This window comes from Oceanisphaera sp. (assembly GCF_048268965.1).
GTDB lineage: Bacteria > Pseudomonadota > Gammaproteobacteria > Enterobacterales > Aeromonadaceae > Oceanimonas.
Genome location: NZ_JBLWUK010000002.1, coordinates 248326 through 264599, shown reverse-complemented (window position 1 = coordinate 264599; position 16274 = coordinate 248326). Strand labels below are relative to the sequence as shown.

The following is a 16274-nucleotide window of genomic DNA, read 5'->3' as shown; positions in this document are numbered from 1 at the left end:
CATCGAAGTGGCGTTGCTGTTGGCTATTCATCATGCTATCTCCAGTCCGCTACCACTCTGGTAGGGCTCTGAGATCAGTATGATAGGGAGCGCCATTTTTCTGCCGCGAAGCGGCTTAGTTCAACAAACTGTTTAAGAGTGATTCGCAACGCGTGGCATTTTTGCTACGCGTTGCGTTTAGTGGTTAAGGTGTTATGCGGAAGCTTTGGTATTACGTTGCTCACACCTTAACAGGGCGTTATATGCCACCACGTGTTCGATTGTTTTATTTTGTGGTTTTGGCATTTTATTTAAAGTTTTTAGCTTGTTTCGTTTCTTTTTGTGATAAAGAAAAAGTTAATAAATACAGTCGCTCAAAGTAGTCCTAAAATTTGAACAGCACAGGTGTCTCAACTGAGGTTAATAAATAACTAGTATGTGGTAGCTACTTCATGACAACAGCTACTGACCTAATTACCATTAATTAACATTTACTTGCTCGTAACCATCTGATAATCATGGCAAAAATCTGCTGCTTGCATTGATTTTCGAAAATGCGGTCAGTAACACTAAAGCTAAATAGGCGGCTTTTAGTAAGCCACCTATTTTTAGCTGAAGTAGCTATATTTAAGCTTTATTTCATATTATTTTTTAATGCATGGTTATTTTAATAAAAAATATTCATGCCAGAAAACTATTAACTCCTTCACAGCCTAAGTTAATAGTAATAAATTAGGTAGGTGTTACTACTTTTTATTGTTTTAATAAAAAGCAAATGTACGTATTTCGATACTCGCTCTTGCGTCAACATTTGGATCTTGATCTGGGTATTCAAAAGCCGTGTGCGGTGTGAACCGGGCTACGCCCTCTTTCACGGAGTCGAAGCCTTTAATAAGAACAACTTCATCGTGATTCATTTCTGAAAAATAGACCCACTTCTGCTCAGCAGCTTTACGCAATGCATATATTTCACCAACATGATCTGTATCTGGGAAGTGAATTTTGGATATCAGTAAATCTTTTTGATTAACACTAGCCGCATTACAAAATGCTAAAGGTGAGCGCTTTACAATATCCACCAAGGGACGCCAAACATTAATCTGGATCATTCGACGACCTTTGAGTTTAGCAAACTGCTCCACTCCAATACGCTCTTGTGCACGAGACTGAGCCGTCTGCTCAGTATAATCATTATGAACATGATGCGCTGGTTTACGGCTGCTGTCTGCAGAGCCACGTCTTACAGTATGATCAAAAACAAAAACATCTTTCACACCGGTGGCATCTTTAATAATCGCAATCACTTCGTCATAATAACTAGCTTCAATAGCTTTTTCGTCTGTAAAATCTTTATGTTTTGTCGGGGCTGTAACTAATTGAAAGCCTTGTTTGTGAACTGAAAATATCTCTTGTGAACTGCGCGCATCATCAATAGTAGCTGGCATAAATGCATAAGCATCATTGTATTTTTGTGGTGCTGATCCACCAGAGTAAAAAACTTCAGGAGCGAGAGTACTGTCTGGCTTAATATAATTAAGTTCAGATTTGATTTGGCCAGATGTTTTCATTATTGAGGATGTCGTCGCCATCTAAATAGTTGTCCTTTTATGCTGTAACTGATTTTGTGCCATCTTAATATGTAGATTCTACCTATTTAACTCAACTTCAACAAAGCATGATAACTTCTGTGCAACAGAAGAAAATGTTTGTATGAATGCGAAAATTAACTGGAATAGACTATCTTTGATGGGGTAAGCGGTGAGCATAGGGTATGGCTATGCGTGTTGCAGGCAGTGCGATAACAGCAATTATTTGTACAATGTGAAGTGAAAAAGCTACACGATTAGCTGGCTGTAATTATTTTAACACTTATTTTTTAGTCAAAAATGCTTGCGGCTAACTGTACAGCCTTTTACAACAACAACCTTAACTCTTTTTCAAGCCAGTTAGCAAAAATTTTAACTTGAGATCTAGGGTTTGGCGGGGTAATAATGTAATAACCCCAATTTGTTGATAGAAGTTTGTTAGGGTAAATATTTATTAAAGTTCCTGCGGCTATTTCGCTATGCACAAGGTGTTCACGCACAAGTGCAACACCTTGACTAAGTTTTGCCATTTCTATTGCAACTAAGGGGGCGTTGACCTCTAAAAAGTTAGTGTTATTGAATTCGGTAACCCCGGATTTATTTAACCATTCTCGCCAGTTAGGATAACTTGAATTTTCCAGGGTTATATCTCGAATTAAAGTTTGCTTAAGTAAGCCTGAAATCTCGGCGATTTCTGGGTGTGCTTTTAATAATCTAGGGCAACATACAGCTAGGAGGTTTTCATCCTCAGCTAATGATGTAACATTCAAATTTGACCAATCCTCTGCTTTTCTAGCGTATCGAATGACAATATCAAATTCACCTGTAGTTAAATCGAGTAGGCGGTTTGTTATATCTAATCTAACGTCTATATCAGACTCGTCATTCAAAAACTTAGGTAAAATAGGTACTAACCACTTAGAAGTAATAGATGGGGGAGAGCTAATAGTTAAAGCTCCCGATTTCGACAAGCCTTTTAATCTATCAGTAACCCTAGACAAACACCTGAATGCTTCACTCAAGCTTGGCAGAATGTTGAGTGCTTCTTGGGTTGCTGTAAGTCTTTTTCCACCTTTATTACGTATGAAAAGCTGTATGCAATAGTAAGATTCCAATGTGCGAACTAATTGCCCAATAGCTTCAGGGGTGACACCTATTTCATCAGCTGCGGCTTTAAAGCTACCTAGTCGGGCTGTCGCTTCAAAAGCCCTTAGTGCATTAAGGTGCTTAGGTGTTTTCATACAAATAATTTCTTTGCTGTGGGGTAGGTTAAGTAATTATCATATTGTTGTTAGTGTTTAGCAAGTGTCTCTTTTTTGCAAAGTAACGCAAAAAATAGCCAATCAATATTTTTCTATTATTTAAGCGTTATGTGCCGAGAGTAAGGTTTAGCTGGATGCTTTATAACAGCCTGCAGGGACGAGGGCAGGGTTACAACTACAGCTGTCATCAGTGAATGACCAAACGCTTCAACCAATCCAGCAGTGCAATTGGCAGGAGTTCGGGGCGTGGCAAGAGCGCGTAATGATGGATACCGAAGATGTGCGGCAGATAGTATGGGGCCTGGCGGTCAATCGTCAGGCAGAAAGCGGAAATTCCCTGCAGCTTGGCTTCTGTTACCGCCTGGCGCATGTCTTCGACGCCGTATTGGCCGGCGTAGTCGTCCTTGTCGTTGGGTTTGCCATCCGACAGCAATAGCAGTAGCCGATGTGTTGCCGGTTGCTGCATCAGAGCGGTGCTGGCATGGCGGATGGCGGCACCGGCACGGGTATAGTGCTCGGGTTCCAGCGCGCTGATGCGCAGCGCAACCTTGTTGCTGAATGGTTCGTCAAAATTCTTTAATTCCCGAACAATCACCCTATCCGGGCCTTCCCCCGAGAAAGCTTGTACGGCATAGGGCTCGCCCATGCCCTCGAGGGCAATGCATACCAGTAACAGGGCTTCACGCTCTACATCAATAATCCGTCGGTTAGCCCCAACCCAGCTGTCAGTCGAGCCGCTAACATCAATCAGCAAGGTGATGGCCAGATCTCTATCGGCGGTGCGGCGGGTTTGATACAAGGCTTCAGATAGTGCGCCACCGGCGCGAAAGTTTGCATAGCTGTCGATCCAGGCATTGAGATCGATATCATCTCCATCTAGTTGTTTGCGGCGGGTTACGCGCCTGGCACTGAGCATTTCGAAGTTGCGGCGGATTTGATTCAGCAGGGCGCTATGCTGCTCCAGCGTGCTATCCACCCAGGCCTGAGTGCCTGGCAGGTTGGGCAGTATTCTTACGGTTGCGCCGGGATCGCGGTAGGCCTGAGCCCGATAATCCCATTCGGGGTAGCGAATACCGCTATTCTCACGCACGGCCCGTCGTAATTGCATGGCGGTATTGGTATCCGGCGGGTCATCGGCGAGCAGTACTTCCTTGGGTGAACCGGGAGTGGAAATCAGGCGTGCTTCGGACAAGTCCGACAACATATCGCCAAACTCGTCGGCGCTGGTGTCCTCATCCCGATCAATCGGTCGGTTCATACCGAAGGGATCTTCTGCTTGTTGGTGGGGCTCGTCAGCCTGCACCATAAGAATACCCTCGTCAGCCGTTTCTTTGTCTTCTTCCTCGGTCGCTTCGCGTACCTCAGGGCGGCGTGGCATATGACTACTGCGCGGCGGCGTGGCAGACGGGTCGGCGTGCTGCTCGGCGCTGTCTTCGATATGGCTGCTGGTGAGGGCAGATGCAAGCAGCTCTCCCGTCCACCAGTCTTTAAGCAACGGCGCATCCCCCAGCTTGTGGTCGCTCGCATTTTGAATCCCCGTCTTGTTATCGCAAGAGCAAAGCCGCTGACTGTTGATAAGCTCCGCGGCCAGCCAGCAAGATTGTGCGGGACTGTCACTAAGGGGAACGAAACTTGAGGTAACAGGGCTTTCCAGTAAGTGGCGTAGCCAGAGCTCTAAGGGGCGGCGTGCCGCAGAAAAGCGATTCAGGGTGGGGCGCTGTTGCAGGGCATGCTGGCGTAACCGCAGCACGGACTGTTGCATACCGGGAAGCAGACGCAGCAGGGTCACATCCGACGCCCAGGCTTCAAGCAATAAATACACGTCTCTGTGCAATGGGGAGCTTATTGGTTGCGGTGGCTCGGCACTACCGCGTACCGCGCGCAAAGCTTGCTGCAAGGCCATGACTCGATACAGCTCGTAGCCGAAGTTGATATCTTCGATTCGTGAGTCGGCTGGTAACCAGAGAAACCGGCCATTGGTTGCCGGCACCGGTTGTTGCTGCCAGGGAAATTGGGTGCGCCGAAATACCCGCGAGAGAAAGGTCGGGTGGGCAGGAGGCTGGGCAATGCGCAGTGGATAGCTATGGCCGGTCACCGCGGTAATCAGCAGATCCAGACGCGGTGCAATATCGGCCAGCAGGGCGGTGGGTGGCCCTACCGGGAGTGGACGATAGCGTCGCCAGAGTTTCTGACTAAAGATGGTTGCATGCCGCGCGGCATCGCTGAGCAGCTCTTCGGGTTCGGCCATGTTAAATAAAGGTGCCGTCAACCAGATCCCGCAGAGCGCTGATCATAGACGGTTCATCGGACAAGGGGGAGACGATAGCTGCATAGCAGGCTTCGCGCAGCTCGATTCCGCTGGCAGACAAGGTTGCTGCGGCTATCAGCAGGCGGGTGCTGGGCACCTCGGCCAGACCCCGGTCACGAAGTTGCCGAATGCGCTCGGCCAGTGCCACCAGGCCGGTGGCGGTGGCATGATCGACGCCGCTTTCATGGCGGACGATCAGAGCTTCGTCTTGTGCAGCAGGAAAATCCAGATCCATGGCCACAAAACGCTGGCGTGTACTCGGCTTGAGATCCTTCAGCATCCGTTGATAACCGGGGTTGTAAGACACCACCAGTTGAAAACCGGGGGCGGCCTGGAGGTGCTCGCCCGTCTTGTCGATCGGCAGCATACGCCGGTGGTCGGTTAGCGCGTGCAGTACCACTACCGTATCCTGACGCGCTTCAACTATTTCATCGAGATAGCAGATAGCGCCTTCGCGCACCGCCCGAGTCAAGGGACCGTCCTGCCAGACGGTACCATCATGCTGAATCAGGTAGCGTCCGATAAGGTCGCTGGCCGCCAGATCATCGTGGCAGGCAATGGTGATTAACGGCCGCTGCAGACGCCAGGCCATATGCTCAACAAATCGGGTTTTGCCGCACCCGGTCGGGCCTTTGAGCATGACCGCAAGATGGCGCTCATGGCATTGCTCGAACAGTGCCACCTCGTTGCCGGTTGGCTGATACCAGGGCTCGGTGGTCGGCACTGGCTCCCGTTCCTGCTCTTGCATGAGGTGATTAACGATCATATCAGCTGTGCTCGCTGGCGACGGGGTCATGAGCGGGTTCTGCTTCGTCGACGTCGAAGCGTGGGCGACGGCTGAAGAAGTCAAAGATAAACAGGCCAACCCCGCCGGTGAACAAGGTGGCAGAGGCGATCAGCATGACAAAGTGCACCTGAATTTTCAGCTGGGCGTCGAGATAGCCCATGCCCATGATGCGCTCCAGATAGACCTGGCCGATTCCGGCCGTGGCGAACGACAGTGTCATGCCAAACATGCCGGCCAGCTGTAGCCAGAATGCCCAGTAACCGATGGCATTACTTTGGTTTTTGCGCTCATGCGTCAGTGAAGGCAGGGCGTAGCTGATCATCGCCAGTACTATCATGGCATAGGCGCCATAGAAGGCGGCGTGACCATGCATGGCGGTAATCAGGGTGCCGTGGGTCCATTTGTTGATGCTGGGCCAGGTATGGGCGAGCCCCAGCAAGCCTGCGCCAAACAGGGTGAAGATAGTACAGCCCAGGGTCCAGTGCAGGGCCAATACATTGGGATGGGACAGCCCAGAGCGTCGCATGGCACCATAGGCGTACATGGCCATGCCCACTATGGCCAGCGGCTCAAGGGCACTGAAAAAGCCCCCTATTGGCAGCCAGTAGTAGGGCACGCCAACCCAGTAGTAGTGGTGCGCGGTGCCGAGGATGCCGGCAAGAAATACCAGACCGACGATCACATACAGCCACTTTTCCATGACTTCCCGGTCGGCGCCGGATAGACGGATCAACAGGTAGGCCAGAAAGCTGCCTAAAATCATCATCCACACCCCTTCTACCCACAAGTGGATAGTCCACCAGCGATAGAAGATGGAGACGGTATAGTTCTCGTATTCCAGCAGTGCCGGGAAGAACAGCACCGCCGAACTGACCAGGCCCAGCACCAATACCCCTTCGGTGGTGGTGAACCTCCCGGACTTCTTGATGGTCATGCCAATGTTGAACAGAAATATCAGCATGCAGATGACGATGACGATCTTGTGTGGCAGCGGCTGTTCCAGCAGCTTGTTGCCAGTGCCGTAGCGAAATAGATAGCCGATGACCGCGGTCACGCCCATCAAGGTCCAGAGCACCAGCTGGATATAGGCCAGCTTGACGCTGTACAGCTCGGTACGCGACTCGTCGGGGATCAGCCAGTAGGCCGCGCCCATGAAGCCGGTCAGTACCCAGACGATCAGCAGGTTGGTATGAATCACCTTGGTGACGTCAAAGGGCAGTATGTACAGCAAGGGGTCCGGCCCTAGATACTTGGTCGCCGAGAGCAGGCCGAACACCAGCTGCAAGCCGAACAACACCATGGCCACGGCAAAGTACCAATAGGCGACAGACTGGGACTTATAGCGCATTGTCTTCTCCTTTTTTAGGTTGCCGCAACCAGCGCGGCAGCCGCTAGGTGTTATTTCAGAGTGGCGAGAAACGCCGTCAGCTGGTCGACTTGCTCATCCGTCAGGCTATTGGCATAGCCGGTGGGCATGAAAGAGGTGCCCCCTGCCGAGTACATATCACCTGGGACCAGGTGTGCAGAGGGATTGACGATAGACTCGTGCAAATAGCCTTCCACATCCGTTGCCTGGCCCTGGTAGTCGTCGCTTTGCAGCAGTACTTCGGTTCGGGTCACTATGCCTGCGAGGCTGGGGCCGGCACCGTCTGCTCCAGGCACCAGGGAGTGACAGGCCATACAGGTAGGCACAGCCGTCGCAAACAGGCTTTCGCCCAGGGCACGCGGATCGCTGTTGCTGTCTGCTGGCGGGGCAGTTGCCGCCTCGGCGTGAGTTGCGGCCTGGCTGAAACCCCCGGTAACCAGGATTGGCCGGGGTGGCCAGCCCTGGTTATCAACCTCACTGACCCAACCGAGGAAGGTCACCAGATCGTGGATTTCCTGCTCACTGAGATCTTGTTTGGGCATCAGGCGGCGGTGTTTTTGTTCGTTATAGAACTTTGACGGATCACGCATGTAGGCATGCAGGTAGGCCTCCCCCCTGTGCTGAGTGATCTTGGTCAAATCAGGGGCATAATAGGCACCTTCACCAAATAATGTATGGCAGTTGATGCAATTGTATTTGTGCCACACGTCTTTACCGTGGATGACTTCCGGAGTGATATTGTCGGCATTGGTGAGGGTGGGAAATTGGCGATGACTGTCCAGCGTCATGCCCAGAAACAGAATGGCCGCGACGGCGGTGGAGCCGATGGCGAAGAGTCTGGCTTGTCTATTGTTCATAATCGCGCCTCATCTTCAGACATTGATCCCGGTCCAGTGCAGGACGGTCATGGTGAACGCGTAAAGCACGGCGACCAGCATCAGGCCGAGCACGACAAAACTCGCGATGCGTATGGGTTTGTAGAGATTTTTAAGCTGCATTCAGCATCCTCCCTAACGGCTAATGATTCATCCTGTTTTGCCTGATGATTGCTACTGTATATATGTTGCATATCAGCTGCATATATGATTTCAAAGGATAGATGACTTTATTCTGGTTTGCCGGTTTAGGATCGTAAGCTTGACGAAAAGTTTACCTTGGGGATTCAATCGAGATGTAACGTGGGTGTAGGGTGCCAGTCGAATTGGCTTTTGTAGAAACCAAGCCAAGTTAAAATTTTTTACTGTTCCTCATCACTCCCTTTGCTGATGATGGCAATAAACCCAGACTGTTGGCGCTATGTGGCAACAGCAGGGGAGTGTTTCTAAAGCGGGTGGCTATGCAGTTCTTAAAGTGCATTGACGCAAACAGGGAGTTCGCAATGGACTATGTAGATAGAAGGCTTCGTTGCCGCTATGCTCAGCGTTATCTACCCAAGAACAAGGGAAGCCATGAACAACATTGAAATTCTGGAAGGCGACATTACAACTGCCCATGTCGATATCATAGTCAATGCAGCAAACCCGGTCATGCTTGGGGGCGGCGGCGTTGATGGGGCCATACACAGGGCAGCGGGGCCCGGGCTACTGGAAGAGTGCCGTAAAGTTAAGGCGGTCAATGGTATTCGCTGCCCCACGGGGGAGGCAAGAATAACGCCGGCCGGGTTGCTGCAGGCAAAATACGTAGTCCACACGGTTGGGCCGGTATTCAAGCTCGAGCAGCAGCCAGGTGTTTTACTTGAGTCCTGCTATAGACAGTGCCTGGAGCTGGCGCTTAGCTATAACTGCCAATCGATTGCTTTTCCTGCCATATCTTGTGGAGCCTATGGCTACCCGATAACCGAGGCCGCCAACATAGCGTTTGGCGTCTGTGGCGAGCCCAGGTATAACGACTTGAACATCTATTTTTATCTATATGGCAAAGACACACTCAAAGCCTGGACCACCGCATATGCCATGTTGAGTACATAACAAGCCGCTACAATAGAGCGAAGTGGTCGCCATTGAACCGAGCGTTAGCGAGCGGGAGAAAGCCGTGAAAGAGACTGGAAAAATCAACTACGTCGAAATGCCTTCACGGGACCTGGAGGCAAGCAAAAGGTTTTTTGGTGATGCATTCGGCTGGTCATTTATCGACTATGGCCCTGAATACGTAGCGATTGAGAATGCCGGTCTGGATGGCGGCTTCTTTAAGTCGGAGCAGGTGGCTACAACCGGCAATGGAAGTGTACTGGTTGTGCTTTATAGTCGCGATCTGGAAGCCACTCTCAAAAAGGTGGAGCAGTCTGGTGGGACTATCGTCAAGGATATTTTCTCTTTTCCGGGAGGGCGCCGTTTTCACTTCAGTGATCCCAATGGCTGTGAGTTTGCGGTCTGGTCGGAGCCAGCGACATAGCCATGGCAGAAAGCGATTTTTTTTGCTCAAACAAAAAAGCTGGCCTGCCGTTGGGCAGGCCATAAGAAGGTGCTGTTGGATGCAACCTCACTGATGAGGGCCGTGGGCTAGGCTACCGTGGGTTGTGAAGAGGTAGCTTTATCAATGAGTTGGCGCACTCTGTCGTGGGTTTTACCCAGAGCGTCGGCCAGCTCTTCACACAGAAACTCTATACCATGGTTCAAATGCTTGCGATCGGTTGCGCTCAGGGCAGTCTGTTGCTGCATCAGGCTGAGCCCCTTTACCAGTTCAGCGTAACCAAACGGATCACCTTTATCGATGGCCGCCTGGTTGGCCGTGGCGCGCACTTTCCACTGCTCGCTCAGCGTGCCTTGCCAGCTTGTTAAATGCTGAATAATTTTTTTGGCTTCCTGGGCACTCATCACGCTGCGAATGCTGCTTGGCATATCGTTGGCGCGCACCAGCCAGGTGAGGTCATTACGTTCGAAGTGGAGTTTGAAAAATTTGGTTTTGCTTTCACCAGAAAAGCTTTTTTTACGAATGGCTTTAACGATACCGATACCATAACCGGGATGGTAAATACGATCACCTTGATTGATAGTGATAATGCTCTCCTTGTGTGATAAAACCTCGTTAAATAAATTATTAATATAATCAGTATCTTACATCATTCATTTATAAAGGTCAATCTGTGACCATTGATGACTTGTCAGCCTCGCAGGGGCCGGTGTTTGACGTTCAGGCGCCAAGGCAGGCTTTTAGCCAAACAGCCCAGGTTTATCAGAGGGAGTGTTATCAAAGGAGTCGATGAATGCCGGGGGCAAAAGGTACAGGGTGTCCGGCTAAAAGTGTGATCCGGCAATCAATCCTCTCTTCTATTGCTAAAATGCTGTATATTCTGCTCTCGTTTTTTTGACTGTAGCTACTCTACAGAGGATCTCTTATGCAATTTTCATCTTTAGATTTGGCCCCGGAGCTGCAACGCGCTCTTGTTGAATGTGGCTACAGTGCTATGACACCCGTACAAGCCCAGGCCATTGTGCCCGCGCGTCGCGGTAAAGACTTACAGGTGGTTGCGCAAACCGGTACCGGTAAAACCGCCGCCTTTGCCGTTCCCGTATTACAACGCATGCTGGATAAACCCAAAGTCACAGTGGCTCGGCGTCCGCGTACCTTGATCCTGACCCCCACCCGTGAACTGGCCGAGCAATTGGCCGACAATATTGGTGCGTATGCGAAGTTCTTGCCTATTAGCGTAACGGCCCTCTATGGCGGCGTTAAAATGGGTGGCCAGGCCAACAAGTTAAAAGCGGGCGTTGATGTCGTGATCACCACCCCCGGCCGTTTGCTGGAGCACCTGACCCTGGGGAATGTCACCTTAAGCGACGTTGAATTTGTGGTGCTGGATGAAGCCGACCGCATGCTGGACATGGGCTTTATTGCCGATGTGCTGAAGTTGATGCAACTGACTGCAGCCACCCGCCAAACCCTGTTGTTTTCAGCCACAACGTCACCCGCCGTCAATGAGTTGTCGCATAAAATACTGAAAAACCATCAGCAACTGCGCGTGACCAAAATAAACAGCACGGCCGATACCGTAAGACATGCGGTGTATCCGGTAGAAGAAAGCCGCAAAATAGAGTTGTTTGAACAACTGCTGGCAGAAAAAAACTGGTTTCAGGTATTGGTGTTTACCAGCACCAAGGATCAGGCCGAGCGATTATTAGCCGGCCTTAAAAAGAACAAGATTGAAGCTGCCGTTTGTCATGGCGATAAAAGCCAGGGCTCGCGGCGTCGTGCTATTGCCGACTTTAAATCCGCCAAGTTGCAAATATTGATTGCCACTGAAGTTGCCGCCCGGGGGCTGGACATTCAAGGCCTGGATTATGTGGTGAACTTTAACCTGCCTTATTTGCCGGAAGATTACGTGCACCGTATCGGTCGCACGGGGCGGGCAGGCGCGCCAGGCAATGCCATTTCTTTTGTCAGCCGTGAAGAAGAGCAGGCCCTGGAGCGTATTCAAAAGCTGATTGGTACCGGGATCAAGCGCATCATCAAGCCAGGCTTTGAGGTGAGCGATCGGGGTTCACTGCTAAAGAATATCTCGCGCAAGGTCTTGTCGGGTCGTTCCAACCGGGCCAGTGAAACCGTGATTGAGCTGGAAAGCTCCAATCACTCCCAGCCCAAAGGCAAGCCACGCCGCGCCAAGTCTGGTGGTGAGTCGGCCGGCAAATCTACGGCCAGGCCCGTGCGCCTGAAAGGCGGCCAGGCTCCCAAAAATGCCGGGCCAAAGAAAAAGATATTACGCGGCAAACGCGCCAAGCAACACGCCCGTTAATCGCTTGTAAGTAATGCTGCGTAACTCATCAGTGCTCTCCGTTATCCCTCCTCGCCCTTTCTGAGCGAGGAGGGATAACGGATTGGCGCAACGCGCCAACGGTTTCTATACTTACTCTGTCTCTATGCAGACCTACGGCGGGGCTCGCCGGATGTTAAGCCTGCGGAGTGGATGTGAGACTTAGGCGGATATGGGGTTGGTTCGACACCGTAAAATCCGCCAACTGTGCGGAATTTACAGCGATAACCAAGCTCCCGCCTGAGCAGTCCACTGTGAAACAGGAACCCGTCAGGTGACTAACGGGAATCCTCTTCCTTTAGGGAGGGGGAGGATGTCAACAATAAATACAGACGCCCCCCCAGAATAAGCCTCGCCGGTTACCGTTTTGTCTCCTTTCTACCCCTCGTTAAAAGATATACCCTCGTTTATTGCTATAGTCAGTCTTGTTGTGCTTTGTTGAAAGGTGCAAGCAAGAGGGCACTGTCTACCCTGGTAAAAAATCCACTCGGCACCAAATGCCTGCACCGACAAGGAGACGGGATGCCCGACACCAACCATTGGCAATTGATTCTGGCCGAAGACTATCAGTGTCCATTGCCTCCCACCCTGACTCGCGTTCAGCTGCTGTGGCGTCGGTTACTGCGTACCTTTGGTATAGATGACGGTGATGAAGTAGAAAAAGATGCGAGCGTGGAGCTGGCCGATTATCAGAACTTTGATCGCACGGCTGCGGTGAGTGCCTTGCATCATCATCTTGCGGACTGGGTGTCGGATAAAAAACCGGACGTTACTTTTTTGCTTGATCCCCCCTTCAGCGGCACCGCTGTGATTGCACGAGACTGGACCTGGCAACAAGGGTGGGCGTTACTGACCCCACCCAGCATGGCACAAATACGCGAGGTGTCGGTAGATGAATGGTGGCAGCAACAAGAGCTGCATGACTCCCCCTGGCTGATTGAGGACCTGGCGCGTTTTGTGCTGCGCAGTGCCGACGGCTTGCGGTTTATTCGGGTGCTGTTACCCAGATTGCTGCAAGGGGATTTTGGCCAGGGGTTGATCGTGTGCGACAGTTGGGCATTTGCTTTTTTGCGCAGTACCTGGCCGCTTAACTTGCCCCGGGTCTATTGTTTTGCTCCTGCCCCGCCCGACTTGTTGCGGCAACTGGGGATAAAAGGGCCCAATAGGCAGCTCGAACGATTGGCAGGAGAAGCCAGGGGCAATGTCGGTATGGCCCTGGCCTTATGGGCATGCAAGAACAGCACAGAACAGCTGCAACCGTCATTACCGGTAGAGGCCGACGATAATACCGCCTTTATTCTCTATGCCTTGTTATTACATCGTGGCCTGAGTGGCAAGCGCCTTCAAGAAGTGCTGTCGTCGATAGCGGCCGATGAACTCAACGTACAGTTATTGCGATTAGAGCAGTTCGGGATCCTTGAGCGAGAAGGGGAGTTCTGGCGCTTGAACGTGCTGGGCTATTTGCTGGCGCGGGACTTTCTTGCGGGCCGAGACTATTTACTGGACGGATTCTAACGGGCGGCGAATATGGAACCAAAACGTTTTATCAACCTGTTCAGAGACATTACCACCGCCATCGTCATTGAAGCCATCATAGTGGTGCTGGTTGCGGTGGTGCTGGTGTGGCTGAGCCAGAAGCTCTTGCCCTGGCTGGCTAACCGGCTGCACAGTCGTCGCCGACTGTTTGTACTGGCGCTGATCCCCACCATTCGTATTGTGGTGATAATCGGCGCCATACTATGGATAGTGCCGCTGTTTATTGAGCTGACCGTACAAAACACGATAGCCATCTTGAGTGTGACCGGGTTGGCGATTGGTTTTGCGCTGAAAGACTACGTGAGCAGCCTTATCGCCGGCGTCGTCGCCGCCTACGAAATGCCTTACCGGCCCGGAGACTGGATAGAAGTAGAGGGCAATTATGGCGAAGTAAGGCGCATCGGCATGCGGGTGGTGGAGGTGGTCACGCCGAATGACACCGTTATTTTTATTCCGCACCAAAAGCTGTGGACCGGGCTCATTCATAACGCCAATAACGGCGGTGCCAGCCTGATGTGTGTGGTCAGCTTTTATCTGAGCCCGGATCACGATGCCCATGAAGTGCGCCGGGTACTGGAAGACGTAGCCCTGTCCAGCCCGTATCTTAAACTCAGCCGGCCGGTGTTGGTGTTGCTGGAAGAGCAGCCCTGGGGGACTCACTATCGGATTAAAGCCTACCCCATGGATCCGCGACAGCAGTTTCAGTTTATGTCCGATTTAACCGCCCGCGGCAAAGACAGCTTACGCAAGATGCCGGTCAGTTTTGCCCGTATCCCACCAGAGCAGTCCATGGATCTGGGTGCCAACTATCGCCCATAACACAAGGTCCATAACACAACGTCCATAAACGAAAATCGGGGCGCCGCATTAGCGGCGCCCCGAGCGGTTATCCTGCTTTTTAATTCACGCCGACTCAGGTATCGAGCCTGGCTGCAGCCACTTCCTCTTCCAGATTGATACGGGTTTCTTCGTATTCGGCCTGTTGTGCCAAGACGGATCCTTCCGGAGCTTCCGAAGTGGCTCCGTGCTCCCAGGGGGAGTTTTCGGGCAGCTCTTCGATGTGAATGGTGTTCAGCGAGTAATCCGGCTGGTAGTGGAGATCGTACTTGGCCGCCTTGATGATGGAGATCATCATCAAGGTCATGATCACGAGCAGCGGCGCCCCGGCAAAAATCGAGGCGGTCTGCAGGGTGGACAGTCCGCCGAGGAACATTAATACCGCCGGCATAAAGCACAGGGTAAAGGCCCAGAACAGGCGGTTCCAGCGATGGGGCTCGTCATCTACCTCACGCTGCACCACAGACGCCAGAATGTAGGAAATGGAGTCGAAGGTGGTGGCAGTAAAAATCACGGCCAGCAGGGTGAACAGGGCAATCACCAGCTTGGTCATTGGCAGGGTGTTGAGCACGGCAAAAATGGCGGCGGTGGGGCTTTGGGTATTGAGCACATTCACGACATCCAGCACGCCGGACAACTGCAGATAGAGGCCGTAGTTGCCGAGTACCATGAAGAAGGCCGAGCAACCCAGCGAGCCGAAGAAAATGGAGCCCACCACCATCTGGCGAATGGTGCGCCCTTTGGAGATCTTGGCGATAAACAAGCCCACGGTCGGGGCAAACACCAGCCACCAGGCCCAGTAGAAAATGGTCCAGTCACCGGGGAAGTTGGTTTCCTTGAAGCCGTATTCGCTGAAACCGCCGAAGGACTCGGTCCAGGTCATCATGGTCAGCATCTGGGTGAGCGAGCGGCCGAGGCTTTCGAGTCCGGTATTCAGAATAAAGGACGTGGGGCCGGCCAGCAGCACCAGCAGAACGAAGCCGAGTGCCAGATAGAAGTTGATGTTGGAAAAAAACTGAATGCCGCTTTTCAGGCCGCGAAAGGCGCTGTAGGCAAACAAGGCAGTCGTGGCCAGCAGCACGCCCGCCTGACTCCAGATGTTGATGGGCAGCCCCACCAGTTCGTGCAGACCTTCGGTGACCATGGGAGAAGCCAGACCCAGAGTGGTGGCGCCGCCGCCCAGCATGCCGAACACAAAGAGGACGTCGACCAGCTTGCCCCAGTTGCTGACGGCAAACTTTTCACCGAACAAGGGCATCAGGCTATGGCTGATCTTCAGGCTGGGGGAGTTGCGAACATGGGTGAAATAGGCGATGGGAATGGCAGGGATCAGGTAGATGGACCAGGCTACGGGGCCCCAGTGGAACATGCCGTAGGTAGCCGCCCAACGAATGGCTTCGGTCGAGCCGGGCTCCAGGCCGAAAGGAGGGCCCTGATAATAGTAGGCCCACTCGATAATGCCCCAATAGAGGATGCTGGCACCTATGCCGCCACAAAACATCATGGCCGCCCAGGAGCTGGTCTTGAACTCCATTTCGTCTTCCGGCTTGCCCAGCTTGATGTTGCCGATGTCAGAAAATGAGATGTAGGTGACAAACAGCACCGCCATCACCCCCAGCGCCAGATAAAACACACCAAACTTGTCGGTAATGAAGGTCTTGGCCTGGGCGACCCAGTCAGCCCCTTGTTCGGGATACAGCACCAATGGCAAGGTGACGGCCACGACGATGAACAGCACGGAGAAAAAGGTAAAGCGATCGATGCGGGTATCCGGTCTGCGATTGGCAACCCGTGAGGAAATGACCTCCGCATCAGATATCCCCATATGGGGCCGAGATTGAATATACTGTGACAAGAGAAATATCC

The 16274-nt window shown here is 51.9% G+C and carries 14 protein-coding genes and 1 pseudogene; 5 read left to right on the top strand and 10 right to left on the bottom strand.

From position 1 onward, the window contains the following. Positions 1-740: 740 nt before the first annotated feature. The 7 genes from ACN0VL_RS02505 to ACN0VL_RS02475 form a co-directional block, all read right to left on the bottom strand. Positions 741-1568: a CmcJ/NvfI family oxidoreductase gene (locus ACN0VL_RS02505; protein WP_417614533.1), complete on the bottom strand. Its 828-nt coding sequence runs from the start codon at positions 1566-1568 to the stop codon at positions 741-743. Between the two features lie 323 nt (positions 1569-1891). Next, a complete protein-coding gene (locus tag ACN0VL_RS02500; RefSeq protein WP_417614532.1) occupies positions 1892-2806 on the bottom strand; it encodes a LysR substrate-binding domain-containing protein in 915 nt (304 codons plus the stop codon). Positions 2807-3014: 208 nt separating this feature from the next. Beyond that, positions 3015-5096, bottom strand: coding sequence for a nitric oxide reductase activation protein NorD (locus tag ACN0VL_RS02495; RefSeq protein WP_417614531.1), 2082 nt, complete (start codon positions 5094-5096; stop codon positions 3015-3017). Then, a complete protein-coding gene (locus ACN0VL_RS02490; RefSeq protein WP_417614530.1) occupies positions 5077-5901 on the bottom strand; it encodes a CbbQ/NirQ/NorQ/GpvN family protein in 825 nt (274 codons plus the stop codon). The genes ACN0VL_RS02495 and ACN0VL_RS02490 overlap by 20 nt, the downstream gene beginning before the upstream one ends. 1 nt (position 5902) lies before the next feature. After that, positions 5903-7270: a cbb3-type cytochrome c oxidase subunit I gene (locus tag ACN0VL_RS02485; RefSeq protein ID WP_417614529.1), complete on the bottom strand. Its 1368-nt coding sequence runs from the start codon at positions 7268-7270 to the stop codon at positions 5903-5905. A gap of 50 nt (positions 7271-7320) precedes the next feature. Further along, complete coding sequence (locus ACN0VL_RS02480; protein WP_417614528.1) at positions 7321-8145, bottom strand: c-type cytochrome; 825 nt, start codon at positions 8143-8145, stop codon at positions 7321-7323. Between the two features lie 15 nt (positions 8146-8160). Further along, positions 8161-8286, bottom strand: a complete 126-nt coding sequence (locus ACN0VL_RS02475) for a hypothetical protein (RefSeq protein ID WP_417614527.1) — start codon at positions 8284-8286, stop codon at positions 8161-8163. 450 nt (positions 8287-8736) lie between these two features. Here ACN0VL_RS02475 and ACN0VL_RS02470 point away from each other — a divergent pair, with 450 nt between their 5' ends. Further along, positions 8737-9255: a macro domain-containing protein gene (locus tag ACN0VL_RS02470; RefSeq protein ID WP_417614526.1), complete on the top strand. Its 519-nt coding sequence runs from the start codon at positions 8737-8739 to the stop codon at positions 9253-9255. A gap of 64 nt (positions 9256-9319) precedes the next feature. Continuing rightward, positions 9320-9679, top strand: a complete 360-nt coding sequence (locus ACN0VL_RS02465) for a VOC family protein (RefSeq protein WP_417614525.1) — start codon at positions 9320-9322, stop codon at positions 9677-9679. 107 nt (positions 9680-9786) lie between these two features. On the opposite strand, the gene ACN0VL_RS02460 is transcribed toward ACN0VL_RS02465, so the two are convergent. Together ACN0VL_RS02460 and ACN0VL_RS02455 are read right to left on the bottom strand one after the other, a co-directional pair. Next, positions 9787-10125 carry a CarD family transcriptional regulator gene (locus ACN0VL_RS02460; protein ID WP_417614524.1) on the bottom strand — a complete coding sequence of 113 codons (339 nt, stop codon included), beginning with the start codon at positions 10123-10125 and terminating at the stop codon, positions 9787-9789. Between the two features lie 24 nt (positions 10126-10149). Further along, a pseudogene (locus ACN0VL_RS02455) lies at positions 10150-10278 on the bottom strand (CarD family transcriptional regulator); the annotation flags it as partial. A gap of 344 nt (positions 10279-10622) precedes the next feature. Between ACN0VL_RS02455 and ACN0VL_RS02450 the strand changes: the two are divergent. The 3 genes from ACN0VL_RS02450 to ACN0VL_RS02440 all read left to right on the top strand — a co-directional run bounded on the left by ACN0VL_RS02450 (position 10623) and on the right by ACN0VL_RS02440 (position 14390). After that, complete coding sequence (locus tag ACN0VL_RS02450; RefSeq protein WP_417614523.1) at positions 10623-12017, top strand: DEAD/DEAH box helicase; 1395 nt, start codon at positions 10623-10625, stop codon at positions 12015-12017. A 540-nt stretch (positions 12018-12557) separates the two neighbouring features. Further along, positions 12558-13550, top strand: a complete 993-nt coding sequence (locus tag ACN0VL_RS02445) for a hypothetical protein (RefSeq protein ID WP_417614522.1) — start codon at positions 12558-12560, stop codon at positions 13548-13550. Between the two features lie 12 nt (positions 13551-13562). Further along, complete coding sequence (locus ACN0VL_RS02440) at positions 13563-14390, top strand: mechanosensitive ion channel family protein (RefSeq protein WP_417614521.1); 828 nt, start codon at positions 13563-13565, stop codon at positions 14388-14390. A 94-nt stretch (positions 14391-14484) separates the two neighbouring features. On the opposite strand, the gene ACN0VL_RS02435 is transcribed toward ACN0VL_RS02440, so the two are convergent. Further along, entirely contained in the window at positions 14485-16263 is a 1779-nt protein-coding gene (locus ACN0VL_RS02435; RefSeq protein ID WP_417614520.1) for a BCCT family transporter, read from the bottom strand. Positions 16264-16274: the final 11 nt, after the last annotated feature.